This is a genomic window from Paenibacillus taiwanensis DSM 18679 (assembly GCF_000425125.1).
Classification (GTDB): domain Bacteria; phylum Bacillota; class Bacilli; order Paenibacillales; family Paenibacillaceae; genus Paenibacillus_B; species Paenibacillus_B taiwanensis.
This window is the reverse complement of sequence record NZ_KE384310.1, coordinates 76,367-96,606: the sequence shown is the minus strand read 5'-3', so window position 1 is coordinate 96,606 and position 20,240 is coordinate 76,367. Positions and strand designations below refer to the sequence as shown.

Genomic DNA, 20,240 nt, shown 5'->3' with positions numbered 1-20,240 from the left:
TACCACAATAACATTCAGAATGACGTTAGAATCCAATGCAACACTATTATCACATTGCGTCGGCAAGATTAAGAATAAACTAGTTATTAATAACTTCATTTTTAATGGTTCGATGAATCACTTGTCCACACGTACCATCTGCATTGCTTATGCTATTTTTAAATCTGGAAATTCGCTCTTCTTTTTTTAAATCTTCATTGCATGTTACCATCTCAACAAATTGAGATACTGATACTTCTTGATTTGTAAAATAACATCCCAAATAGTCAGCAAAATAATATTTATCTTGTTCCAGCTTCGTTTTACTCAGCAAACCTAACACAGGCTTCTCGGTAATAATGTATTGCAGCATAACAGAACTATAATCACTAATGATAGCATCAGATACAGCAACTGCTGGATAAATATCACCATTATTATCGATAATAATGTTCGTAGCTTGTTTCAGCCTGTTCTCCATCTGTTCAAATGCTTCCAAAAGACGAGGCCGCAATGTTTTTATTGTTATTTCCGTAAGCGGGTGTGGGCGCCAAATTAAAGTATAATTGTCATGATCCATAAAATAATTTAATACTAGTTCTGTTTGTTCAAACCAAGTGTCAATAGATAGAATATCGGCGATACCTGTATTAAATAAAAATACCCTTTTATTTTTTATCGTTTGTTTCCAGTATGTTGGTATTTCTCTATGCTCATTTAAGGCTGTAAGCATAGCATCAAGTTTAGGAGACCCCAGAACCAATATTTTATTGGCATCCGTTCCATTTGCCACATAAGCATCTTTTAATTTTTCTGACTGTACAATGATCTTTGTTGCATTTTTATACGATGGCATTACGTATATATCTGGCTTTTCTGAGCTACCAGCTACATAATAGGGTACATAAACTAACATGTCTGTATATTGTGCAAGATTGTCAGAATAGAAACGAGGGTTAACCATCGTAAGCGAATTATATTGATCAAACGGATTATGGATATAAATAATATCTGGTTGTCTATTCTCAAAGTCGTACATTTCAAAAGGTGTAATATTTAAATCCTTTGGAAATTGATTTCCTTCATAACAAAACCTAATGATTTGCCCTTGAGCATCCTTTTCATAGTATGGAATAGGTACTACATAACACGTACAATTAGGATCTTTTTCTGCTTCTCTGTATATACTTTCTAATGAGTCCCACATGGATACTTTATATGGCATAAACGCTATTTCTAGTTCCGTCTTCACATTATTTATAATCATTGATCTCACATCATTGATGATCTCTTTTATTAGATTGATGTGTGTTATAAAGACTTGTTCGTCTTGTGCTCCTGGTATCAAACTTTGAACCGTGTCAATTGCCTTTTGAACAAGCTCGCTTACTTCCTGTTCCTCACTCATTAAATTAGATAAGAACATTAAACCATCATTACAATCTTGTATCATTACAATTGTTCTATTTTTACCACTATAGCTTAAATAATCAATGCCCTCTTCTATCGTATTAATAAATTCCAGTATTTGCTTCTTTTGTTTTAATTTCATAATTTCTCTCCAATTCAATTGATCATTTGAACCCTTCACATTTAACTTTAAACAACAATTTTATTATTACGTTTCAAAGCTAGGATAGCTCTGGATAGATACTATTTAGACAACCTTTATCTTCATTTCATATTTTGAAGGTACCATTTGAAAATAGACCATTATCATACCTGATTTCACAAACAGTACGTTATTATCCTTTTATATATTTTATCGACAAAATACTACAAAAGATTAATAGTCGTTAGCTTGAATGAATGCGATTACAGACCGCAAATCAGGAAATAATTCCATAAATTAGAAAAGTGTTTCTTAAATGAAGCAACTATCCTCACCTGATACATCGCAATGTTAACTAAACAATATCTTTAGTCATTTCTGTAAGCATCTATGCACCTCTTACATCACACCGAAAAGGAAATTTAGCCATTGAAACTTCTAGTTATCTTATAACAACTATATCTTTGATTGGCATTACAAAATGGGAGTTTCATTTTCTGAATGTTCTGGGATATTTGAATTTATTTAACAACCAATTTACATCACCGCTACCCATTTATCAAATGACGAGAAAAGGAAGTCACCTCCCCTCCAGCCTACTTTCATATGCAACTTCCTAGCGCTTGTTACTTAATGTAAAATATTTCATTGCTTATTCCGATTTTCTCGATGTCCATGTTTCTACATGGTAAGCTGCAGCAAAATTCGACCTTCTATTAGTTGGTACACATGGTTGAGCATACGGTGGGGGGGATTATCTCATTTCCGATGTACAAAGTAATCCACATCCACACTGTTCCTATGCCCCGCAGATGCATCACAAAGAAGGGATTGCTTGACAAACAATAATTTAGTACTATATAGTTCTAATATGATCAAAAAAGCCAAAACCTCAAATCGCAGCATCGTTATGGAAGTAGCAACAACCCTTTTTCTTGAAAAAGGGTATCAAGTTACCAGTATGGATGAAATCGTTGCTGTAAGCAAAGTATCCAAAACTAATATTTACTATCATTTCAAAAGCAAGGAGGAGCTTTTAGCCGCTATTGTCGATCAAATGATCGGTCAATACAACCACATCATTGATGACATTACGCAAAAAACAGAGCAATCTGTAGTAGAACGAATTGGCCAAATTACGATGCTGCTGTCTGAGCATCAGTCGAACAGTTTAGGCGGATGCCCCTTTCTTACGATTTACGTCCAAACCTCTCATGAATTTGAGTTTGTGAGAAAGGCAATCAGCCGCTTTTTTCAAAATCAACAGCACACGATAGAAAATCTACTGCAAGAAGGAATTACACGTAAGGAGTTTAGTACTCAGATTCCCCCTTCACAGCTTGCTGCTCTTATTCTGTCTACTATCGAAGGGGCTTTATTTTTACAACACACTAGACAAGATGATTTATTACTGCCTAACATCCTTCAAACTTTGGCTTTTATGCTGAAGTAATTTTTTTACCCACAATTAGTACTATATAGTACTATTAAATATATTAATGAGGAGGAAATTAGACAATGAGTACTATTTTTATGACAGGTGGCAGCGGCTTTATCGGTCGGCATGTACTGGCGGCATTGGCAAAGGCTAATCATAAGATCTATGTTCTCGTCCGATCGAAGGATAAGCTAATGGAGGCCATGAGAGGCATTGGATGGCACAATTTTTCGGTACTCACACCCGTTCAAGGCGATCTCACTAAGCCTGCTCTTGGTTTAAGCCCCACGGATTTGCAGCTTTTAGGCCATGTCGACATCGTTATTCATGCTGGAGGCCCGATGGATATTGTTTTATCAGCAGAAGAGGCACAACAAGTGTTTGTAAATGCCGCTCAGGAAATAGCGAATATAGCCAAAATGATACATACATCTCATTCTTTGAAACACTTTATTCACGTTGTCGGATTCAAATCGCCCTATTCGGAACATAATACCGGCAGCAAGCCGCAAATTATTCAAGATTCGAAAGAACCTCCATATGAAAAAATGAAATTTGCAGCCGATCTCCTCATTCGTCAGACCCTCCGTCCGTTGGGGATTCCTCTTTCTGTCGTTAACCCTAGTGTAGTCATCGGTCATTCTTACACAGGCATTACGGAACAAGTCGGAGGACTAGGTATTCTAGTGGATACTGTACGTCGCAACCTTATGCCTTTGGCCCCAGGAGGGAAGGATTACTGGCTGCCCTTGGTGCATGTCGATCACGTTGCCGCATTTATTGCTGCATTAACCGCAGAGGAGCACCCTATCGATCGTACCTATTATTTATTGGACCCAAAAGAAAGCAGCCCCAACATGGTAGAACTAACGCAGCTAATTTCCAAAGAATTGCGTGTAAGCGGTCCGTTTGGTGCTATGCCCCATCGCTTCATAAAAGCAGTCTTGAACCTTGGCGCAGACAAACTCGTGAGTATGCCCAAGGAATCGATAGATTTTATCGTCAATACCGATTTTCCCGTCGCGCCCAAGCTTGCTTTGGAACAAAAAAACAACCTTGATCTATCAGTATCTCCTGCGACGTTACCTTTTGTCATTTCGGATTTAGATTACCGAATTTCGCATGGAACGATTCCTGTACCTCCTCCATTTCACCTTCATAGAAGAGCAAATGTAGCCACTATCGAAAGGCCGGGGGAAGGAACACCTATAGTTATTCTGCACGGTACATTTAATACGGCATATCATTTATTGCCGTTGGCACAGCAATTGTCCCAAACGGGACATCCGATATATGTGGTTGATCTCCCTGGATTTGGCCGTTCTCCTTTTCACCATAACCCTGCAATTATAAAGGGGTTTGAGCAAGCGATCATGGAATTGATACTTAGCATACAATCCGAGGTTATCGTTGTAGGGCATTCTTTTGGGGGATACCTTGCAGCTAACATGATGGAGAAACGACAACTACAGGATCGTCTTAAAAAGGTTATTTTGCTGCAACCTGTACTTCAGGCTTTACATTCTGGCTACAAAGCGTCATTGTTGACCCGCACCATGCTGAGATTTATGTCTAAAGCAGCATTACAGAAAAGGATGCTGCAATCACAAGCCTTCTTGCAAGAAGAGGACATTCCTGTGGATTACATCCCGTATATACAGGATGAGCTAAAATCTGCGCGTGTTCGGAAAACAACAACAGAGGTGATGTCGGCGCTCACCCAGTCGGATTCTATTTCGCTTAATCCCACCCGTTGGGATGATAACAAAGTTGCCATTCTATGGGGGACAAAAGAGCTTAACTACGAAATTCCGATGCCTTATCTTAATTTCCAGATTACTCGTTTGCCCTATGCTCACCAGTTCCCTATCTCTCATCCAAAGGATACTGCCCAATGGATAAGCAAGTGGATTAGCCATTAGCAATCACTTATGCGTACGTGCAAGCAGCAGCCCCCGAACTTATAGCTCGGGGGCTGTCCACATCGATCCCCTAATCAGTTGTAACTAAGGTCGCCCTGATTATCGATCATGATGTGAAAGGTCCATAAGTTACAGGCTCAATTTATGACCACAATTCGGGCAGAAATTAGCGCCTTCGTTTTTCGCACCGCAGTTCGGGCAAAAATTCACCTTTTTACCGCCCTCAGAGGGAGATGCCGCAGGAGCTGACTCAGATGCACGTGACTCCTTTTGACCTTGATTCATATTTTTCATCATGTCGTTTGCCATATTCATTCCGATCATCATACTTGCCATATCCGAAGCAGCTCCACCCCCTGTTGCTCTGCCAGAGGCAATACTGTCCGTCATACTAACCTGCTGATATTTTTGCAAATTGCCGATCATTTCATGGGAAGCCGTCTTCGTAATCATATCTTGAATTTCTTGAGGATAACTAAAGCTCATAATTTGGAAGCCTGTAATCGTCATCCCATTGTCCATCACTTGCCGATCCAGATCTTCACGAATCCCATTGGCGATATCAGAAGCATTGGCTTGTAAATTAAACATATCCTTCCCTTCTCTACTAATCCACTTCATTAACAGTTGATCCAGCACAGCCATCAAGCGGACTTTAACATCGTCAACCAAGTAACTTTCTTTTATTCCAGCAACTTTATCAATCAGTGCAACATAATCGTTCACCTTAAAGTTAAATGTGCCGTTAGCGCGAATAGGCATACCGCCTGGAAGCTGTGGAGTCGGAATCATAATCGGTTGCTGCGTTCCCCACTTGACCATAAATTCCTTTGTGTTTACAAAAAGAACTTCCACCCGCATCCCGCTGTTAAAACCAAACTTAAAACCTTTTAACGTGGACAGGAAAGGAATAATATCCGAATCAATCTTATACTCTCCTTCATCCTCAAATACCCCTTCAATCTTGCCATTATTTATAAAAATAGCGTCCTGGCCTGGACGAATAATTAACCTGCTTCCCTTTTTAACTTCTGGGTTGTCCCATTTCCAAAAAATCATATCATCTCTAAATTCTTCCCATTCTACAACGTTTGCAAATTGATTTCTAAAAAAGCTCATTGTGCACCCTTCCCTTCTGCTTCAGTTGAGTTAAAATGATCCTCTGCTACCGCTATGTGAGTGGCCTCCTGAGGTAGTCCCTCCCCCTCCACTTGAGCCGCCGCTACTGCTCTTTTCGATTTTCCTTTTAGTTGTGTTTGTATGAAGATACGTGTCCTCATTATCTATAATGCCTGAGGAAGCTGCATCCTCGTAGGTTCGTGCATTTACGGTTACACGTCCTCCAGATCGATAAACCATCGCCGTAACGATTATTCCACCTATGAGCACAGAAATACCCAATTGCACCCAAACCTTATAAAAGGGGTTGTCTGGATTTACTCCTGGCTTGAATCCCATATATTCATGTGCGGTTTGAATGTAGGTTTCAAACGCCTGCTTGTAATTGCCAGCTGTTAAATCGGGAGCAATCTGGTCACGTATACGATCCAGCCTCTTGTCATCCAAGTAAAGCTTAGCTTTATAGAAGCCGGCTAGATACAATTCCCGAGCATGCATGTCCAACGTCAAAATGACAGCATTGCCATGAGGCTTATCGTAGCCAGGGGCGTGTTCATCGTAAAACCCTTGTGTCATTCTCTTTACATCGATAGCAGATTCGTTGTTTACGGTAACAATGATAATGTCAGTTTCGTTTTCAACTCCATATTGATTAGCCAGAGCGTTAAGCTCATTGTACGCTTCTTGACTGAGTAAGCCCGCTTCATCATAAATAAGCTGCTTATTGTGTATTGAAGCCGCTTCTCCTGCTGCCAATTGCAAGGGAGCGACCAACGTAGTAACGATTAAGAACAGAACTGCAAAAAATGTATACTTTCGGTTCACCAAGTTGTCCCCCCTATCATCCAAAAGGTCAGCAATTGCATAGCTAAGAATGAGATAGCGGAAACACCTGCAAACCAAGCAGCCACTTTTGCCTTACTTATCGGTGGCTTGCCAACCACCTTGCCCGTTTGACCGTTCATAGCAAACGTGTATTTTGACTGCTTATAGTCGTAATGAATGACCCATACAGGAAGCAGCACATAATCAGCACGCGCTATTACAGTATCGATTTGCACGTCAGCATAACTAACGCTGCTATAGGCCGTTGTCGTAGAATTGATGTAACCATTAATGTATTCGTAAATTTTATCCTTTGCGCGGGGCAAAAGCTCCTCATCATTATAGCTGTACCTTTCAGCCACATAGCCGGCAAGATAAGGCGTCTTAAAGCTTTCTAGCCGCTCATAAGCAAACGGCTCTAATTTATCCATGAGCTCATCATTCATTTTCTCAGCAGCATCAATCGGCACTTTTGTATAGTTCAGACCTATTTTCCGGTATATCTGAAAATAATCAGTCTTTGTGTACTCATACTCACCGCTCCTGTAGATGCTCACTTTTGTACCGCTGCCATGTACCTCAACCTCATTATGCAAATCATAGAGCCAAAATGGAACGTACATTCCAGTTATCCCCTTGATTCGATTCGCTGACATAAATCCCCTAGGTGTTAACGTGCCCCTCCTGCACCATTTTCGAAAAGCCTTCATCGCTTGCTCTTTACTAACTGAAAACGGAATAATTTTCACTGGAGCCAGCTTTCCGGTCAGTCGGTCACCGAGAACAACGGCCGAACCGCAAAAGCTACAGCTTGTTGCACTCGTCTTAGCATCAGTCATAATGACAGCGCCACAACTAGTACAATGATACTCCTGTGCTTCATCTTCTTCTGCAAACACATGTTGTGTAAGCGGATCTGAAATGTGCTCTATATTGTCTTGTCTTCCGCAGCTGTGACAGGACAACGTCCCTGTCTCCACATCAAACACCATCCCGCTGCCACAGCTTGGACATTTGTACGCGATAACTGGCATGTGCTCACCTCGATAACTAGGGAACGGTTAGTCCTTATTTTTTATGTTTCCTTTGCTTGCAGCTAGTTCATCCTCTGTATACACTTCTGGGGTCTTCTCAAATTGAGCGAATTGCTCATCCAGATTGTCCTTCGTTTCTGCCCTAAGCTCGGCTATTGCCATCGCTTCATCGTAAGCAGTATTAACTTCTGCTTCCATTTTCCCAAAAATCGAATCTCCATCCCCTGAAGGAGAACCCATTGCATTTATAAGCTCTTGTGCTTGGGCAGCCGACAACTTTCCCTTTAACTTGACACGCCGTGCTTCCAACTCATTACGAGCCGACTCCATTTTATGTTGGAGCTGCTTTAGGTTTGCGGCGCTTGACGATACCAGCTCATAAGAAGCTTGTAATTGGTATTGTTTTTCAACCAGTATTTGCTTTCTCTCCAGTAACTTTTTCGCTTCCTCCTCGTTCCCCTCCGCTACTGCCTGCTCCGTATAACGTCGCAGCTTATCGATCTCCGACTGGCATTCATCCAGTGCTCGTTTTGACTTTCTCTCATCCGCCAATACGGAAGCCGTTTCTGCGTTTACTTTTCTGAGCTCATCGTTCAACTTCCGCATATATTCATCGACAGCCTTCACCGGATCTTCTGACTTACCCAGCAAGGCGTTAACGCGTACTCTAATAACATCACCAAATCTTGACAACATTCCCACGGCGAGTTCCTCCTTGAAAAGTGTGTATGTTCTCTAATCATACATCAATCGGGCTCGAAAAGATTTATTTGCTAACATGGACATGCTGTGAGTTACAACTATTGCTGTGTAATACCAGTAGAACCAATGCCATTGTCCCACAGTCAAGCGTCAAAGTGAAGCAGCCCCGTTCAAATTTGTCATGCTTCCAAGAACGCAAAAAAAGCACCTCTACGGTGCTTTCCTGATGATTGCCTTCAAACTTCTAACTTCCCCCAGATTGCTCGCCTTCCAAGCTGTAGGTAATCCAATCTTCCGGTACGGCGCCCATTTTCCTATAGAACGCTTGCGCACGGTTGTTGCTGCTTGCCGTCTCCCAAATCATTGAGGCGTAGCCATGCGATAGTTGATAGGAATGGCACGCCTGAAACAAATCGGTTCCTACTCCTGCACCACGCAGCCCCTCCACAACATACAAGTCGTTCATAATCGCAATTTTGTGTGCTTTGATTGAGCTGTATGTGAAATAGAGAGTTGCAAAACCTACAAGCTCCCCATTCTGCTCGGCAACAAATTGAATGCCTTCCTTTCCTTGGAGCAGCATCTGAATGAGACTGAATAGACGTTCCTCCTCAGGTCGAGGACACTTGTAAAAATCAACGATGTACGCCTCCATAAGCAAGCTGAGCGGCTGAATGTCCTGCTGCCCCGCCTTTCGTACCACATAGTTATCCATGCTTTCCCTCCTTAATTAAGTCTATCTCACGCCTTGACATCATCATAAAACCAGAACAGGAATAGTCTACGTATACAATAGTCATTTAAGAAAATAACCGATAGTCGTCTGTTCAACTGGAAGTGATATAATTGTATTATTCCTCTGACCCCTTTAGTAGTGACAGTTCTTAATTAAATGACAGGGTCAGATTGTAAGATCGGGAACGGAGGGGAAACTGATCGATATCACACTAATACTGGATGAAAAGTCCACAAAACCATACTATTTTCAACTATATCAACACATTAAAACAGATATTATACGAGGCAAGCTTGCCGCCATGACGCGATTACCCTCTATCCGCGCTTTGGCATCTCACCTCCATATTAGCCGTAATACGGTTGAACAGGCCTATCACCAATTGATCGCGGAAGGCTATGTGCAAAGCAGACCACGAAGCGGACTGTTTGTCATTGCATTGGAACTGGAAAAGATACCAGCCCCCTCTACAGTGCGTCAAACATCTTTTGAACCAAGTAAGCAGGTCAAACCCTTGGTGCAGTATGATTTTCGGTATGGCAACGTGGATGCCTCACACTTTCCGGTTTCCATCTGGCGTAAGCTATCCAACCAATGCTTACAGCCAGAGCAAGTGGAATTGTTCTCTTATGGGGATTCTCAAGGGGAGTATGAACTCCGAGTTGAAATTTGCAAGTATTTGTACGGATCAAGAGGGGTCAACTGCTCACCTAATCAAATTGTCATTGGAGCAGGCGTTCAGTATCTGCTCGGTATATTAGCCCGTTTAATGAGATCTAGTCAGAGCAGCATTGGAATGGAAGAGCCGGGCTACGATGGAGTTAGAACGATGTTTCAACATTATGGATTTCACGTTCATCCCATTTCGTTGGAGCAGGATGGACTTAACATTCACGAGTTATATGAGAGTAATACAAAAGTCGTCTATATTACGCCCTCTCACCAGTTCCCTTACGGAATGGTTATGCCATTTGCCAAACGGATACAATTGCTGAAGTGGGCGGAAGAGCAGGACGGGCTTATTATTGAGGATGATTATGACAGCGAGTTTCGATATGATGGCAAGCCGATCCCTGCTTTACAAAGCTTGGATGCCCATCATCGGACCGTCTATTTGGGAACCTTCTCAAAATGCCTTCTCCCCTCTCTGCGCATAGCCTACATGGTGCTGCCTCCTACTTTGCTAGCGCCGTATCATACACAAGACTACCGTTTATACGATCAGACCGTATCCCGATTCCATCAAAAAACGTTGGAGTTATTTATGCGAAATGGGCATTGGGAAGCTCATATTCGTAAAATGCGAAACGTATATCAAAAGAAGCATTCCGCGCTGCTTGAGACCATTCAAGCGGTGATGGGTCATTATACTACGGTGGTCGGACAGGGGGCTGGCCTGCATATTTTATTGCGTGTACACAACGGCATGAGTGAATCCGAACTCATCCATGCCGCAGCAAATGAAGGCGTTAAGGTTTATGCCGTATCCCCCTTTTGGGCGCGGCCAGACCAAGCTGAGGCATCGATGGTTCAACTCGGCTTTGGCGGGTTGAGCATGGACGAAATCGTAATGGGCGTCCATGCTTTGCACCGTTCTTGGCGCCATTCGTAATTGTTGGGCTACTATTCGATGGGATATAGACGAGATACTTTAGTACCTCAGTAAACGAAAACAGCAACAATCCACAACCTCGTGCGGTTGCGGATTTGCATGGTGAAAGAGGGGGAGGACTTCCCCCTCTCTCGATCTATGTAACATGAACTGCTGTTTAGACGGACTCTGTTTCGTCAGTGTTTATTACGCCTTTAGGCTCCACCAACATAATATGGCATTCCTTTTCGGCGAAAGGCTTGTGATCGGCTCCTCCGGGAACGATAAACATCTCACCCTTGGATATTTTAACCTCCCCTTCACGGAAAGCAATAAACATTTCACCTTCGAGCACAAGAAATAGTTTGTCGGCGCCTTGATGCTCGTGCCACATAAAATCTCCTTCAATCTTAATCAGCTTGAATTGAAAGTCATTGATTTCACCAACGACTTTCGGAGACCAAAGCTCGTTGAATTGAGATAACTTCTCGTTCAAATTGATAGCTTGGTAATACATAGAAATTCCTCCCTCTGTCGTATAAAGTTCGAAGTTTAAAATTTAATCAAGGCACTCTTTATATTTTGCAAAGCGTATTCAATCGCTAACGGACCACCCGTAATTGCAGAAGTGTCCATCAAATAAATGTGCCCCTTCTTTACGGCATTCAGATTATTCCATACCTTACTTTGTTTTAAGTCATTCATTAATGTTTCTTTTTTTGTAATGTCGCCTATAAGGAAAATATGGTCTGCTTGAACCGTTGACATGCCTTCAAACGAAGTAAACTCATTGTTAGTACCTTTAAATGTCTTATCCGCTGTAAGTCCGAGCCCCTGTTCTTTATCAAACGCCAGTGTATAAACAGGATTGCCTTCACCTAGAACGTTATAAGTTTTTCCATCCCAAGACAGGATAAGGGCTACTGACTCTCCTTGAATCGACTTTAAGGCTTCACGCCCCGTTGTAATTTCGTTCATCATGTTACCAATTACTATTTCCGCTTCGTCTTCTTTTCCAATAATATTAGCTACTGTACGAAGCCCATATTGCCAGTTATCATAGATGTCTTTAGAGTTTAGCGTAATGACTGGCGCAACCTTTTCGAGTGCATCATAATGTTTTTCATGATGTTCTGTGGCTAAAATATAATCCGGCTCAATCGATAAAATTTGTTCAACACTGGGAGACAATTTATCTCCTAATTCCGTAGTGGAATCCATCTTCCCCTTTAAATAAGATAAAGAAGACAAAAACTCTTTATCCGTAGAAGCAGTGGGCGGCTCACCTAATGCAACTAAAATTTCAGGATAAAAATACCATAAAGATGCTATTTTCTCCGGTTTTTTCTTAATCACAAATTCCTTACCCAAGGCATCCTTAAACGTCCTTGGCCAATCGGTCGCAGCTGCCTGATCTGCTGATGCTGACGCCCCTTCTGTAGAAGCGACTTTATTTTCAGCAGGTGCCCCGTTACAGCCTGCCAATATACCTGCCACGACTAACATTGGGATTAGCAGGCCTTTCATCCTTCGCATATGAAACTCCTCCAACATGATGTATTCTCTGATTGCCCTTAGTATAGTAAAGTCATGTTTAGATTAGAATGGATGCTTGTTGAGATTGGCATGGATTATGGATGAACTTCTCTCGATATTCAGTAGGAGAAATGCCCTTTTGTTTTTTGAACACTCTACTAAAATAATACGGGTCAGCAATGCCTACCGATTGTGCAATTTGTTGTATGGACACATCACTTGTAAATAACATTTCTTGCGCCATGTGTAGTCGATATTTTAATAAATATTCCGCTGGTCCCATACCTGCATGCCTTTTAAATACGTAAGCAAGTCGATTTCGATTAACGTTATTTTGTTCTGCAAGCGAGGCTATTGTAAGGCTTTGATCGTAGTATTCATGGATATAACGAGAGACGCGTTCAAATAAAGCATCTGATGTATAGCTATTCTGCCTATTTTCCACACATAATAGAGCTTCATTTAATACGTTGCGAAACAGCATTTCAGTCTGAAACATTGAAATACCTCCACGCTGATTATACACACGCCAAAGACGCATAATTAACTCGATCAGACGAGGGGATTGTCCCGTTGACAATTCAAAATGCTGATGAGAAAAGCTTGTCTCTTCAAGTTCGGTGTCACCTATTCGGTATAGCACCAAAATGTATTCCCAGTTCATGTTGCCAAACATGGTATGGGCCAGTTTCATTTTGGCCCCCCCATGTACTACTTTTCCTGGCGAAAGGATGTACGGTGTATCATTAAATTGGAATTGTGTCTTTCCTGTAAGTGGAAACACAAATCCAGGTAGCGTATCTGTATAGTCAGCGTGAGGCACACCTGGATTTCTAGCATAGCGATATATACCTTCTACTTGAAATGGAATGTTCGCAAAATGTGCTGCTAACTGATTAACGTCGATGTTCATATTGCATACCTCATTTTAATCGTAGTTTGTTCGGTAGAATTGAGATCAATAGTTATATTTCCTGTGCAGCTTCAAGCTACAAGCCGTATATTCGTTTCCACAAGTTGCTCTGGCAGCTGTCGAGATTATTATTTAGATGGGCCTCTCTGCTTTCCTCTATTTCCACATTATTGATAATGATTATCGTTGTCAATATAGGAGGGCAAAAAAATGCCGCTCTCGGCTAATGTTCAAACGACCAAGTAACGGCATACGAATAATTAATATAATGGAAAAGATGGCGGGATCGTCCGTTATGGGACGTGTAGCATTTCCATCTGCATTTGCACAGCGCCCTGAATACCATTGTCTTCAGAACATTTCACCCCTGTGCCAGTAATTAGGAACGTCGATAAGTTTGTCGTCTCATCCACATCGTTGCCACCCACTTTTCCCCTTTGATCACTGGTGTACCTGCATGCAAGGTGAGTTGGTTTAATTCATGCTTACTATAAAAATATTCAAAGTAGACCGCCATACCTTTGTTAGGAAAAACAGAGAATTGAAGCTGGGGGAACGTCGTTTCTCCACCATCCTCCACATCATTTAAATACATCACAAGCGTACTAATGCGATTGTTAACACTTGCTCGACTCGTTTCAGCAAAGAAATCATAATGAGGTTTATACTCTTGGCCAGGGGTATACAGCAAAACTTGCAAGCCATCACCATGCTCGATAGGAATATTCATAATTTGTGAGATTCGCTGCTCAATTTTTGTAATCGTCTCATTTTCCTCACAGAACACACCGCTGCTCGTTCTGATTTGATTGACCGCACGCTCCTCGCCGATTTTAGACCGCTGCAATCGTTCCCTTGAATGTTCTACTAGCTCATCACATTCCTCTTCACTAAGCACATTTCCCAATACGACAACCAATGGCTCCTCAAACCTGGCAACGATACGAATTTCTCGATCATCTGTCCTGATCGTATTTCCAGTATGATTAAATATGGCCTGTTCTTTTGTTGTCGTATTCCCCACCATCCGTTTTCGCCCCCCATTTTATAACATAGATCACAAAAATAAGATACCATAAAATGGTTTTAATTGCTCACCTAATTTCAGAATAATCACACTGTCTGATATGGGGGGATGAACCGAACCTCCGTCCGAATACAAAGCCATATAGGAGGACTCAACAGTATAGTCAGTACAGCGCTGCTCCTAGTCAGAACTACATCACCCGTCTTGCCAATTAATAAATACAAAATAAGTTGTTTACCTTGATCCGTAAGTTGCTTCGGATGTGAAGTGCCTAATGCCTTTCAATGTATAATCAAAGAATTTGACTTCAAAAACGTTATCCTTGCAGTAAGTAAAAACCTTTCCGTCGACGGCCTCGAAATAATAGATATCAGTCAGCTTAATACGGTGAACTCTATCGTCATGATATCCCAGCAGGGTGAAACTTTCCATTTTTAACTTGTCTACGATTTCGTGGACTTTATCATTTACCTCATGACATCGGATAAGAATTTCCTCTTCTAGGTCTTTGCCGATCTCTTGGATTGAAACTTTTATGAACTCACTCACACGCTCGCTCGTATCGTCATATATGATTTTTGCCGCGGTCTTATACACCGCAAAGAAGGCATCTAAAACTTCAGGATGTAGATTCTCTATAGCATACGTACATTCTAACAAATCTATCTATAGACACAGAGCAAATACCCCAACCTCTTGTGATTGGGGTATTACACGGTGGAAGCAAGAGGAAACCGTAACTATAGGCTTTATTTTGAAAATGTATAATTTATCACAAATTTTTAATACTAAAGCAGGAGAATCCAATGGAAAAACATAATTAAGAGAAACGATAGTTCATATCTAGGAGGTAATTATGAGCAGATTAGTTCATTTTGAGATTCATGTTGATGACATGGAGCGAGCCAAAAAGTTTTATGGAGAGGTATTCGGGTGGACATTTCAGGATTGGAGCAGTTATGCTGGCATGCCTTATTTCGGAGCTGTAACGGGCGATGAAAATGAACTCGGCATTAACGGAGCTTTGATGCAGCGCCAAGGTCCTTCCCCGGCACCAGGCCAGCCTGTGAATGGCTATGCATGTACAATGGGAGTAGCGGACTATGATTCTTCTGAAGCCAAAATTCTTAATCATGGAGGCAAAGTCGCATTGCCTAAGTACGCCCTTCCTGGTATGGCGTGGCAAGGCTATTATTTAGATACGGAAGGCAATATTTTTGGTATTCATCAACCAGATGAGAACGCAAAATAGACTTTATGTTATATATCTAATTAAACATCGTAAAACCCAGCCCCATGCGGACTGGGTTTTACGATGTTTAATAGGCGATGACGTTTATAGTGGCCGGATGTCGATGCCGTACTCCGCCCCTATCAAAGCATGTCTTACTTAATGGGACAATCTGTCTGATCTCTGACTAGAGCCCGAGCGATTTACCTAACCTAGTCGAGTCCAAATAAGAAAAAAAGCGACCTTCTAAGATCACTTCAAAGCGCATCTCACGCTTCCTGCACGCGGGCGAACCACTGTCCAAAGATAACGCAGCACAAGCTTCTACTGTATAGTCACAGTTATGAGGTCACCTTAAATTCGAACGACTAGCCATCATAAACGTATGCTTCTCCCTTTTTACCGGATCTCCCTCATGTCATTCTGTTAAAAGAATGGAGACCCGTGTTATTCATCCAACGCTCAGATCTTCACCCCCTTATAGGCTTCTGCATACGATAGAGAAAATGAACGAATCTAAAATGGAGGCCATGACCATGAGTTTGCAACAACAGGGGCATCAAGAACAAGCACTGTATCAAATGGATCCAACTACTATGCATAACTTAAAATCCATACAAGATCAAATAGGGGATATTTGCAATAACCATGTTAATAAACTTGTCCGTGTGGAGACAGTGGATGGCGATGTTTTTGAAGGGTTACTTATCCACTGCGAAAGAGGAATTTTATACTTAAGACTCCCTAGCCATGGGCCTAGTCGCGGATTAGTCCCTAATTTCCACAATGATTTCATTTTGCCCTTAGTGCTGTTCAATTTACTTGCCATTTCATTAATATAAACGTGATCAAACTTAATCCTCTAATTAAGGAGTGAAATCTTATGGCATTTACACCGCCTCAAGGACCTCAAGGAACACAGCAGCTACCATCCTCCCCTCCTCCACAATTCACACCACAGCAACCCGCTGCTGCTGCGTTCGCCATCGACCCTGGAGCAATTTCCGGTTGTTTATTCCGCAACACATTTGTGTGGTTGAGAAATGGAAACGCGTTCTGGTTGTTCCCAACCTTTGTAGGACGTACATCCGTTGCAGGCTTTAGATGGACCGGTCGGAGATGGATGTTTACTGGGGTCGATCTAAGAAGCATTGTGTCATTTACATGTTTTTAGAGAAGGAAATTATTACGTGAGCGAAGATCGGGCGTTACCAATGAATAATCTCAAATAAATAATTATATCAAGAAACTTTGTATTAGAAGATGCTTATTAACACCACTATGAACACCATCCGCATGAGGATCGTATTCATAGTGGTGGAGGCGAGGGGGATTTCACTATTAATTCTACATAGAACACCCAGATCTCTTTGGGGCAGTCCCATCGGAATATAAATGTCTATTCTAAGGGATGCACTCCAGTCTACGGATGTCACAAGAAGTGGACAGGATTCAGTGAAATTTTCAGTTTCCTAAACTAGCCGCAAGGTAAGCAGGCACTTCCATCTTCGATCCCCTTTACTTTTTGAGGAAGAACCTGCAATTGATATTATATTCCTATTTCCCTCATTATCTCCGTTACTTTCTCAATCCTGCCATCCATATCCGCCCCCTCAAACTTCGGAAGCTTTAGTTCACTTACGATTGTTCCGTCGCGCATAAACATAATACGCTCCGTCCGCGCCGCAACCTTAGCGTCGTGAGTTACAAGCATAACCGCAGTACCTTCCGCGTTGATCTCGGAAAATATATCCATAATATCCTGTGCAGATTTTGAGTTGAGCGAACCCGTCGGCTCGTCGCCGAAGATTATTTTTGGGCTGTTCATAAGCGCTCGGCAAATTGCCGCACGCTGAAGCTGACCTCCCGAAACCTGTGTAATGTCGCGCTTTTCAAGCTCCGTAATGCCTACCCTCTTCATAAGAGCCCTTGCCTTCTCCGAAATTTTTGCAGCGTTTTTTCTGTTGTTGCGCATTGACGGAAGAATGATGTTGTCGAGGATATTGAGATTTTTCAGCATAGTCGGCTGTTGGAATACAAATCCCATTTTTATTCTGCGTATATCTGAGAGCTCATTCTCCCCAACCGCTGACAAATCCCTGCCGTCAAAAACGACCTTCCCGTCATTAACGCCATCCGTTCCGCTTAGCACAAACATTAGCGTTGATTTTCCTGACCCCGATGGTCCCATAACCGCAACAAATTCACCCTCATTTATGTAGGCGGACACTCCATCCAGAATATTACGCTTTTCGTCGCCCTCGCCGTAAGATTTTACAATATGATCACCGATAATAATCTTCTTCATATGCCTACTCCTTTATATTCTCTGAAATTTTTATTTGTCCCGCGCCTGATGTGCCGATCATTGTTGCGATAAGTACCGAGCATATCATCATTAATGGACTAAACAGATACGCCGAAAGCGGATGGATCGCAAACTTAAACGTCGAAGCCCCAAAGGAGGAGATCACCATGCCCGCAAGTATCTCTCCGAGAGTGTTGGCCAGAAGCGTGCCGAGAACAATTCCGACAATTAGAACGAATACCGAACGCGAAACATACTGCGCTCTAATATCCGAGTTTGTAAAACCAAACGCTTTCATGACGGCAATGGAATATCTGTCTTTTGCGACAAGCATTTTCATAAACAACAGTGTAACCAGTACCGTAATAATGAGCGCAACGGCAATTGCGGCACTAGAGGCCTTTTTGACGGAGTTTATTATCGAGCCGAATGTCTGTGTAACAAATTCATCAATGTTTGAAATCTTCACAAAAACAAACCTGCTCGCATATTCCGAAGTTCTTTCTTCGACAAGAGATTTATCCGAAAGCTCCGCGCAGATAATGCTCCACATAATGTCTGCCGAATTATCGGTAAAAACAGCCTTTGCAGTTTTGCCGCCGTTGGTAATGTCGGAATAAATTCCGCTTATCGTGAGATTTTTCTCTTTCCCCTCCATCACTAGCGTAATAACATCACCGACCTTTTTGCTCAGCTCATTGGCGTTCAAAACCGAAAGTGCAATTTCGTTTTCTGCGGAGGGTGCTCTGCCCCCGGAGTATTCTATAGGAAATATCGAATGGTCGCCGAGTTCAACTTTTATATTTTCCTCCGATCTGTCCTCCGTTTTTACTTTGAATGTTTTTGTTGTAAGGACGGCATACTTTGAAATGGTACGGTCACTGTTCAACATTTTAATAATTTCAGCGGCTTTTTCAGAGATATTGTCGGTCTGCTGAATATCAATACGCATATCGTAGTTCCCAATCCCCATATATTTGCTAAAGCTTTTTGAGGAAATCGTGTTGTACAGGTTCTGCGGTACAATAATGATAAATGCCGAAATCACCAGCACCGCAAGCATTGTGGCGTAAAGTCTTTTCCTTGCGAGAACATCTTTGATACCAAGAAAAACATTCGTGTGCAGCAGCCTGTTCCCGCTCAGGCAAAAGTGCTTTGCGCCCACGTCTTTTTCCTGAGAAGTGCCAAAGCGTATTGCTTCCGCAGCGGATATTTTCCGAAAGCGTCTCAGCACTCCACTTACATAAGCAATAATGGCAAGGAATACAAGCAGTATACCGATTATTCCGAAAAGCAAGGCAAAAGAAGAATCTCCACTTTCACCCATATAAAGCCGGATATTTTCAAGAAGCATGCCTTTGAACATAATCGAAAGTACAAAACCGAGAAGACTGCCTACCGCCGCAATCGCTGCGTATTTCGCTAGATAAATCTTTTTTATGTCGGAAACACGCAATCCTATTGCCTTCATAACGCCAATTTCGCGGTAGTCATCTTCGATTTTCGCAAGGAGCGTAAAGCGTATGCACATGAATGCGATTGCAACGACAAGTGCGCTCACAAGAAGTATAACCGCAGTCATCATCCCATCTGAAAGTGCATTCATCATTTTGAAAAGTCGATATGTAACCGTTGGTCCGTTGGCCTCAAGTCCTGCGGAAGCATAAGCAGTCTCAAATGCGCCGAGCGCCGACAAATCCTTTAATCTGAACTCAATCAGATACTCCGTACTTCCAAGGTTTTTTATTTCCGTGTAATCATCTTTACTGACAAGAAATCTCTTTGACGCGGAGAGCGTGGAATTCATCTGCGAATCTCGGAGAAATCCCGCCACTGTAAATTCCTTTCCGCTTATTACTGCCCTATCACCGACCTTTGTGGTCTTGTCCCTCATATAGCTTATTGGAACATAAAGTTCGCCGTTGGTTACGTTTATGATGTTTCCGTTAAGATCAAGGAGATAATCGAATTTTTCGCTCTGTATGCTGAAACCATTATCCTGAACACTATTTGCAAGCGAACTACCGTCCAAAATAATCTGTGCACCGTCCATGTTGAGAAATTCAATCACCTGAAAATCATCGACATTGTTATTTTGCTTTGCAAAAGATGTGAGCCGCGCAATATCAATTTCACCCGAGTGCATCTGCATAAAATGCGGAGTTTTAGCTTGTTTCATAAGCGTATCTAGCGCACCCGAAAGATTGACGACGAGTATAGCCGCAAGCGAAACAAGCATAGCCGAGGCAGCGATAAATATGATTGTTGTCAGCGTAATAGCCTTGCTCTTTAAAATGTCATTACGGATTATTCTGTTATACATAAGT

General features: G+C 42.0%; 18 protein-coding genes. 6 read left to right on the top strand and 12 right to left on the bottom strand.

Annotated features, from left to right (window positions below):
- Positions 1-79 precede the first annotated feature (79 nt).
- Positions 80-1,531 carry a CDP-glycerol glycerophosphotransferase family protein gene (locus H509_RS0123005; RefSeq protein ID WP_028547136.1) on the bottom strand — a complete coding sequence of 484 codons (1,452 nt, stop codon included), beginning with the start codon at positions 1,529-1,531 and terminating at the stop codon, positions 80-82.
- An 835-nt stretch (positions 1,532-2,366) separates the two neighbouring features.
- On the opposite strand from H509_RS0123005, the gene H509_RS0123000 reads away from it, so the two are divergent.
- Both H509_RS0123000 and H509_RS0122995 read left to right on the top strand, forming a co-directional pair.
- Entirely contained in the window at positions 2,367-2,984 is a 618-nt protein-coding gene (locus H509_RS0123000) for a TetR/AcrR family transcriptional regulator (RefSeq protein ID WP_245596234.1), read from the top strand.
- Positions 2,985-3,049: 65 nt separating this feature from the next.
- Positions 3,050-4,891, top strand: a complete 1,842-nt coding sequence (locus tag H509_RS0122995) for an alpha/beta fold hydrolase (RefSeq protein WP_028547134.1) — start codon at positions 3,050-3,052, stop codon at positions 4,889-4,891.
- 129 nt (positions 4,892-5,020) lie between these two features.
- Here H509_RS0122995 and H509_RS0122990 read toward each other — a convergent pair whose 3' ends face one another.
- The 5 genes from H509_RS0122990 to H509_RS0122970 form a co-directional block, all read right to left on the bottom strand.
- Positions 5,021-6,010, bottom strand: coding sequence for an SPFH domain-containing protein (locus tag H509_RS0122990; RefSeq protein WP_028547133.1), 990 nt, complete (start codon positions 6,008-6,010; stop codon positions 5,021-5,023).
- Positions 6,011-6,040: 30 nt separating this feature from the next.
- Positions 6,041-6,835 carry a TPM domain-containing protein gene (locus H509_RS0122985; RefSeq protein ID WP_036698736.1) on the bottom strand — a complete coding sequence of 265 codons (795 nt, stop codon included), beginning with the start codon at positions 6,833-6,835 and terminating at the stop codon, positions 6,041-6,043.
- On the bottom strand, positions 6,832-7,869 hold the full coding sequence (locus H509_RS0122980; RefSeq protein ID WP_028547131.1) for a TFIIB-type zinc ribbon-containing protein: 1,038 nt from the start codon (positions 7,867-7,869) through the stop codon (positions 6,832-6,834). The genes H509_RS0122985 and H509_RS0122980 overlap by 4 nt, the downstream gene beginning before the upstream one ends.
- A gap of 27 nt (positions 7,870-7,896) precedes the next feature.
- Positions 7,897-8,571: a PspA/IM30 family protein gene (locus H509_RS0122975; RefSeq protein ID WP_028547130.1), complete on the bottom strand. Its 675-nt coding sequence runs from the start codon at positions 8,569-8,571 to the stop codon at positions 7,897-7,899.
- Between the two features lie 244 nt (positions 8,572-8,815).
- Positions 8,816-9,286 carry a GNAT family N-acetyltransferase gene (locus H509_RS0122970; RefSeq protein WP_028547129.1) on the bottom strand — a complete coding sequence of 157 codons (471 nt, stop codon included), beginning with the start codon at positions 9,284-9,286 and terminating at the stop codon, positions 8,816-8,818.
- A gap of 190 nt (positions 9,287-9,476) precedes the next feature.
- Here H509_RS0122970 and pdxR point away from each other — a divergent pair, with 190 nt between their 5' ends.
- On the top strand, positions 9,477-10,919 hold the full coding sequence (pdxR, locus tag H509_RS0122965; RefSeq protein WP_342663676.1) for a MocR-like pyridoxine biosynthesis transcription factor PdxR: 1,443 nt from the start codon (positions 9,477-9,479) through the stop codon (positions 10,917-10,919).
- Between the two features lie 157 nt (positions 10,920-11,076).
- Here the strand turns inward: pdxR and H509_RS0122960 are convergent, their stop codons facing one another.
- The 4 genes from H509_RS0122960 to H509_RS0122945 all read right to left on the bottom strand — a co-directional run bounded on the left by H509_RS0122960 (position 11,077) and on the right by H509_RS0122945 (position 14,374).
- Positions 11,077-11,415, bottom strand: a complete 339-nt coding sequence (locus H509_RS0122960; protein ID WP_028547127.1) for a cupin domain-containing protein — start codon at positions 11,413-11,415, stop codon at positions 11,077-11,079.
- 35 nt (positions 11,416-11,450) lie between these two features.
- A complete protein-coding gene (locus tag H509_RS0122955; protein WP_028547126.1) occupies positions 11,451-12,434 on the bottom strand; it encodes an ABC transporter substrate-binding protein in 984 nt (327 codons plus the stop codon).
- A gap of 58 nt (positions 12,435-12,492) precedes the next feature.
- Positions 12,493-13,347: an AraC family transcriptional regulator gene (locus H509_RS0122950; protein ID WP_028547125.1), complete on the bottom strand. Its 855-nt coding sequence runs from the start codon at positions 13,345-13,347 to the stop codon at positions 12,493-12,495.
- A gap of 379 nt (positions 13,348-13,726) precedes the next feature.
- Positions 13,727-14,374 (bottom strand): 2OG-Fe(II) oxygenase, encoded by a 648-nt coding sequence (locus H509_RS0122945; RefSeq protein WP_028547124.1) that lies wholly within the window; start codon positions 14,372-14,374, stop codon positions 13,727-13,729.
- Positions 14,375-15,230: 856 nt separating this feature from the next.
- Here H509_RS0122945 and H509_RS0122935 point away from each other — a divergent pair.
- From H509_RS0122935 to H509_RS0122925, 3 genes are all read left to right on the top strand, one after another.
- A complete protein-coding gene (locus tag H509_RS0122935; protein WP_028547123.1) occupies positions 15,231-15,626 on the top strand; it encodes a VOC family protein in 396 nt (131 codons plus the stop codon).
- 515 nt (positions 15,627-16,141) lie between these two features.
- Positions 16,142-16,447, top strand: coding sequence for a hypothetical protein (locus tag H509_RS0122930; protein ID WP_028547122.1), 306 nt, complete (start codon positions 16,142-16,144; stop codon positions 16,445-16,447).
- A 41-nt stretch (positions 16,448-16,488) separates the two neighbouring features.
- Entirely contained in the window at positions 16,489-16,779 is a 291-nt protein-coding gene (locus H509_RS0122925; RefSeq protein WP_028547121.1) for a transporter, read from the top strand.
- Positions 16,780-17,154: 375 nt separating this feature from the next.
- Here H509_RS0122925 and H509_RS0122920 read toward each other — a convergent pair whose 3' ends face one another.
- On the bottom strand, positions 17,155-17,913 hold the full coding sequence (locus H509_RS0122920) for an ABC transporter ATP-binding protein (RefSeq protein ID WP_028547120.1): 759 nt from the start codon (positions 17,911-17,913) through the stop codon (positions 17,155-17,157).
- Positions 17,914-17,917: 4 nt separating this feature from the next.
- Complete coding sequence (locus H509_RS0122915; RefSeq protein ID WP_028547119.1) at positions 17,918-20,236, bottom strand: ABC transporter permease; 2,319 nt, start codon at positions 20,234-20,236, stop codon at positions 17,918-17,920.
- Positions 20,237-20,240 lie beyond the last annotated feature (4 nt).

Excerpts from the sequence above, each read along its gene's own strand:
- H509_RS0123005 (WP_028547136.1), bottom strand. The coding sequence starts at position 1,531 with ATGAAATTAAAACAAAAGAAGCAAATACTGGAATTTATTAATACGATA.
- H509_RS0122995 (WP_028547134.1), top strand. The coding sequence starts at position 3,050 with ATGAGTACTATTTTTATGACAGGTGGCAGCGGCTTTATCGGTCGGCAT.
- H509_RS0122990 (WP_028547133.1), bottom strand. The coding sequence starts at position 6,010 with ATGAGCTTTTTTAGAAATCAATTTGCAAACGTTGTAGAATGGGAAGAA.
- H509_RS0122980 (WP_028547131.1), bottom strand. The coding sequence starts at position 7,869 with ATGCCAGTTATCGCGTACAAATGTCCAAGCTGTGGCAGCGGGATGGTG.
- H509_RS0122970 (WP_028547129.1), bottom strand. The coding sequence starts at position 9,286 with ATGGATAACTATGTGGTACGAAAGGCGGGGCAGCAGGACATTCAGCCG.
- H509_RS0122960 (WP_028547127.1), bottom strand. The coding sequence starts at position 11,415 with ATGTATTACCAAGCTATCAATTTGAACGAGAAGTTATCTCAATTCAAC.
- H509_RS0122955 (WP_028547126.1), bottom strand. The coding sequence starts at position 12,434 with ATGCGAAGGATGAAAGGCCTGCTAATCCCAATGTTAGTCGTGGCAGGT.
- H509_RS0122950 (WP_028547125.1), bottom strand. The coding sequence starts at position 13,347 with ATGAACATCGACGTTAATCAGTTAGCAGCACATTTTGCGAACATTCCA.
- H509_RS0122945 (WP_028547124.1), bottom strand. The coding sequence starts at position 14,374 with ATGGTGGGGAATACGACAACAAAAGAACAGGCCATATTTAATCATACT.
- H509_RS0122935 (WP_028547123.1), top strand. The coding sequence starts at position 15,231 with ATGAGCAGATTAGTTCATTTTGAGATTCATGTTGATGACATGGAGCGA.
- H509_RS0122930 (WP_028547122.1), top strand. The coding sequence starts at position 16,142 with ATGAGTTTGCAACAACAGGGGCATCAAGAACAAGCACTGTATCAAATG.
- H509_RS0122925 (WP_028547121.1), top strand. The coding sequence starts at position 16,489 with ATGGCATTTACACCGCCTCAAGGACCTCAAGGAACACAGCAGCTACCA.
- H509_RS0122920 (WP_028547120.1), bottom strand. The coding sequence starts at position 17,913 with ATGAAGAAGATTATTATCGGTGATCATATTGTAAAATCTTACGGCGAG.
- H509_RS0122915 (WP_028547119.1), bottom strand. The coding sequence starts at position 20,236 with ATGTATAACAGAATAATCCGTAATGACATTTTAAAGAGCAAGGCTATT.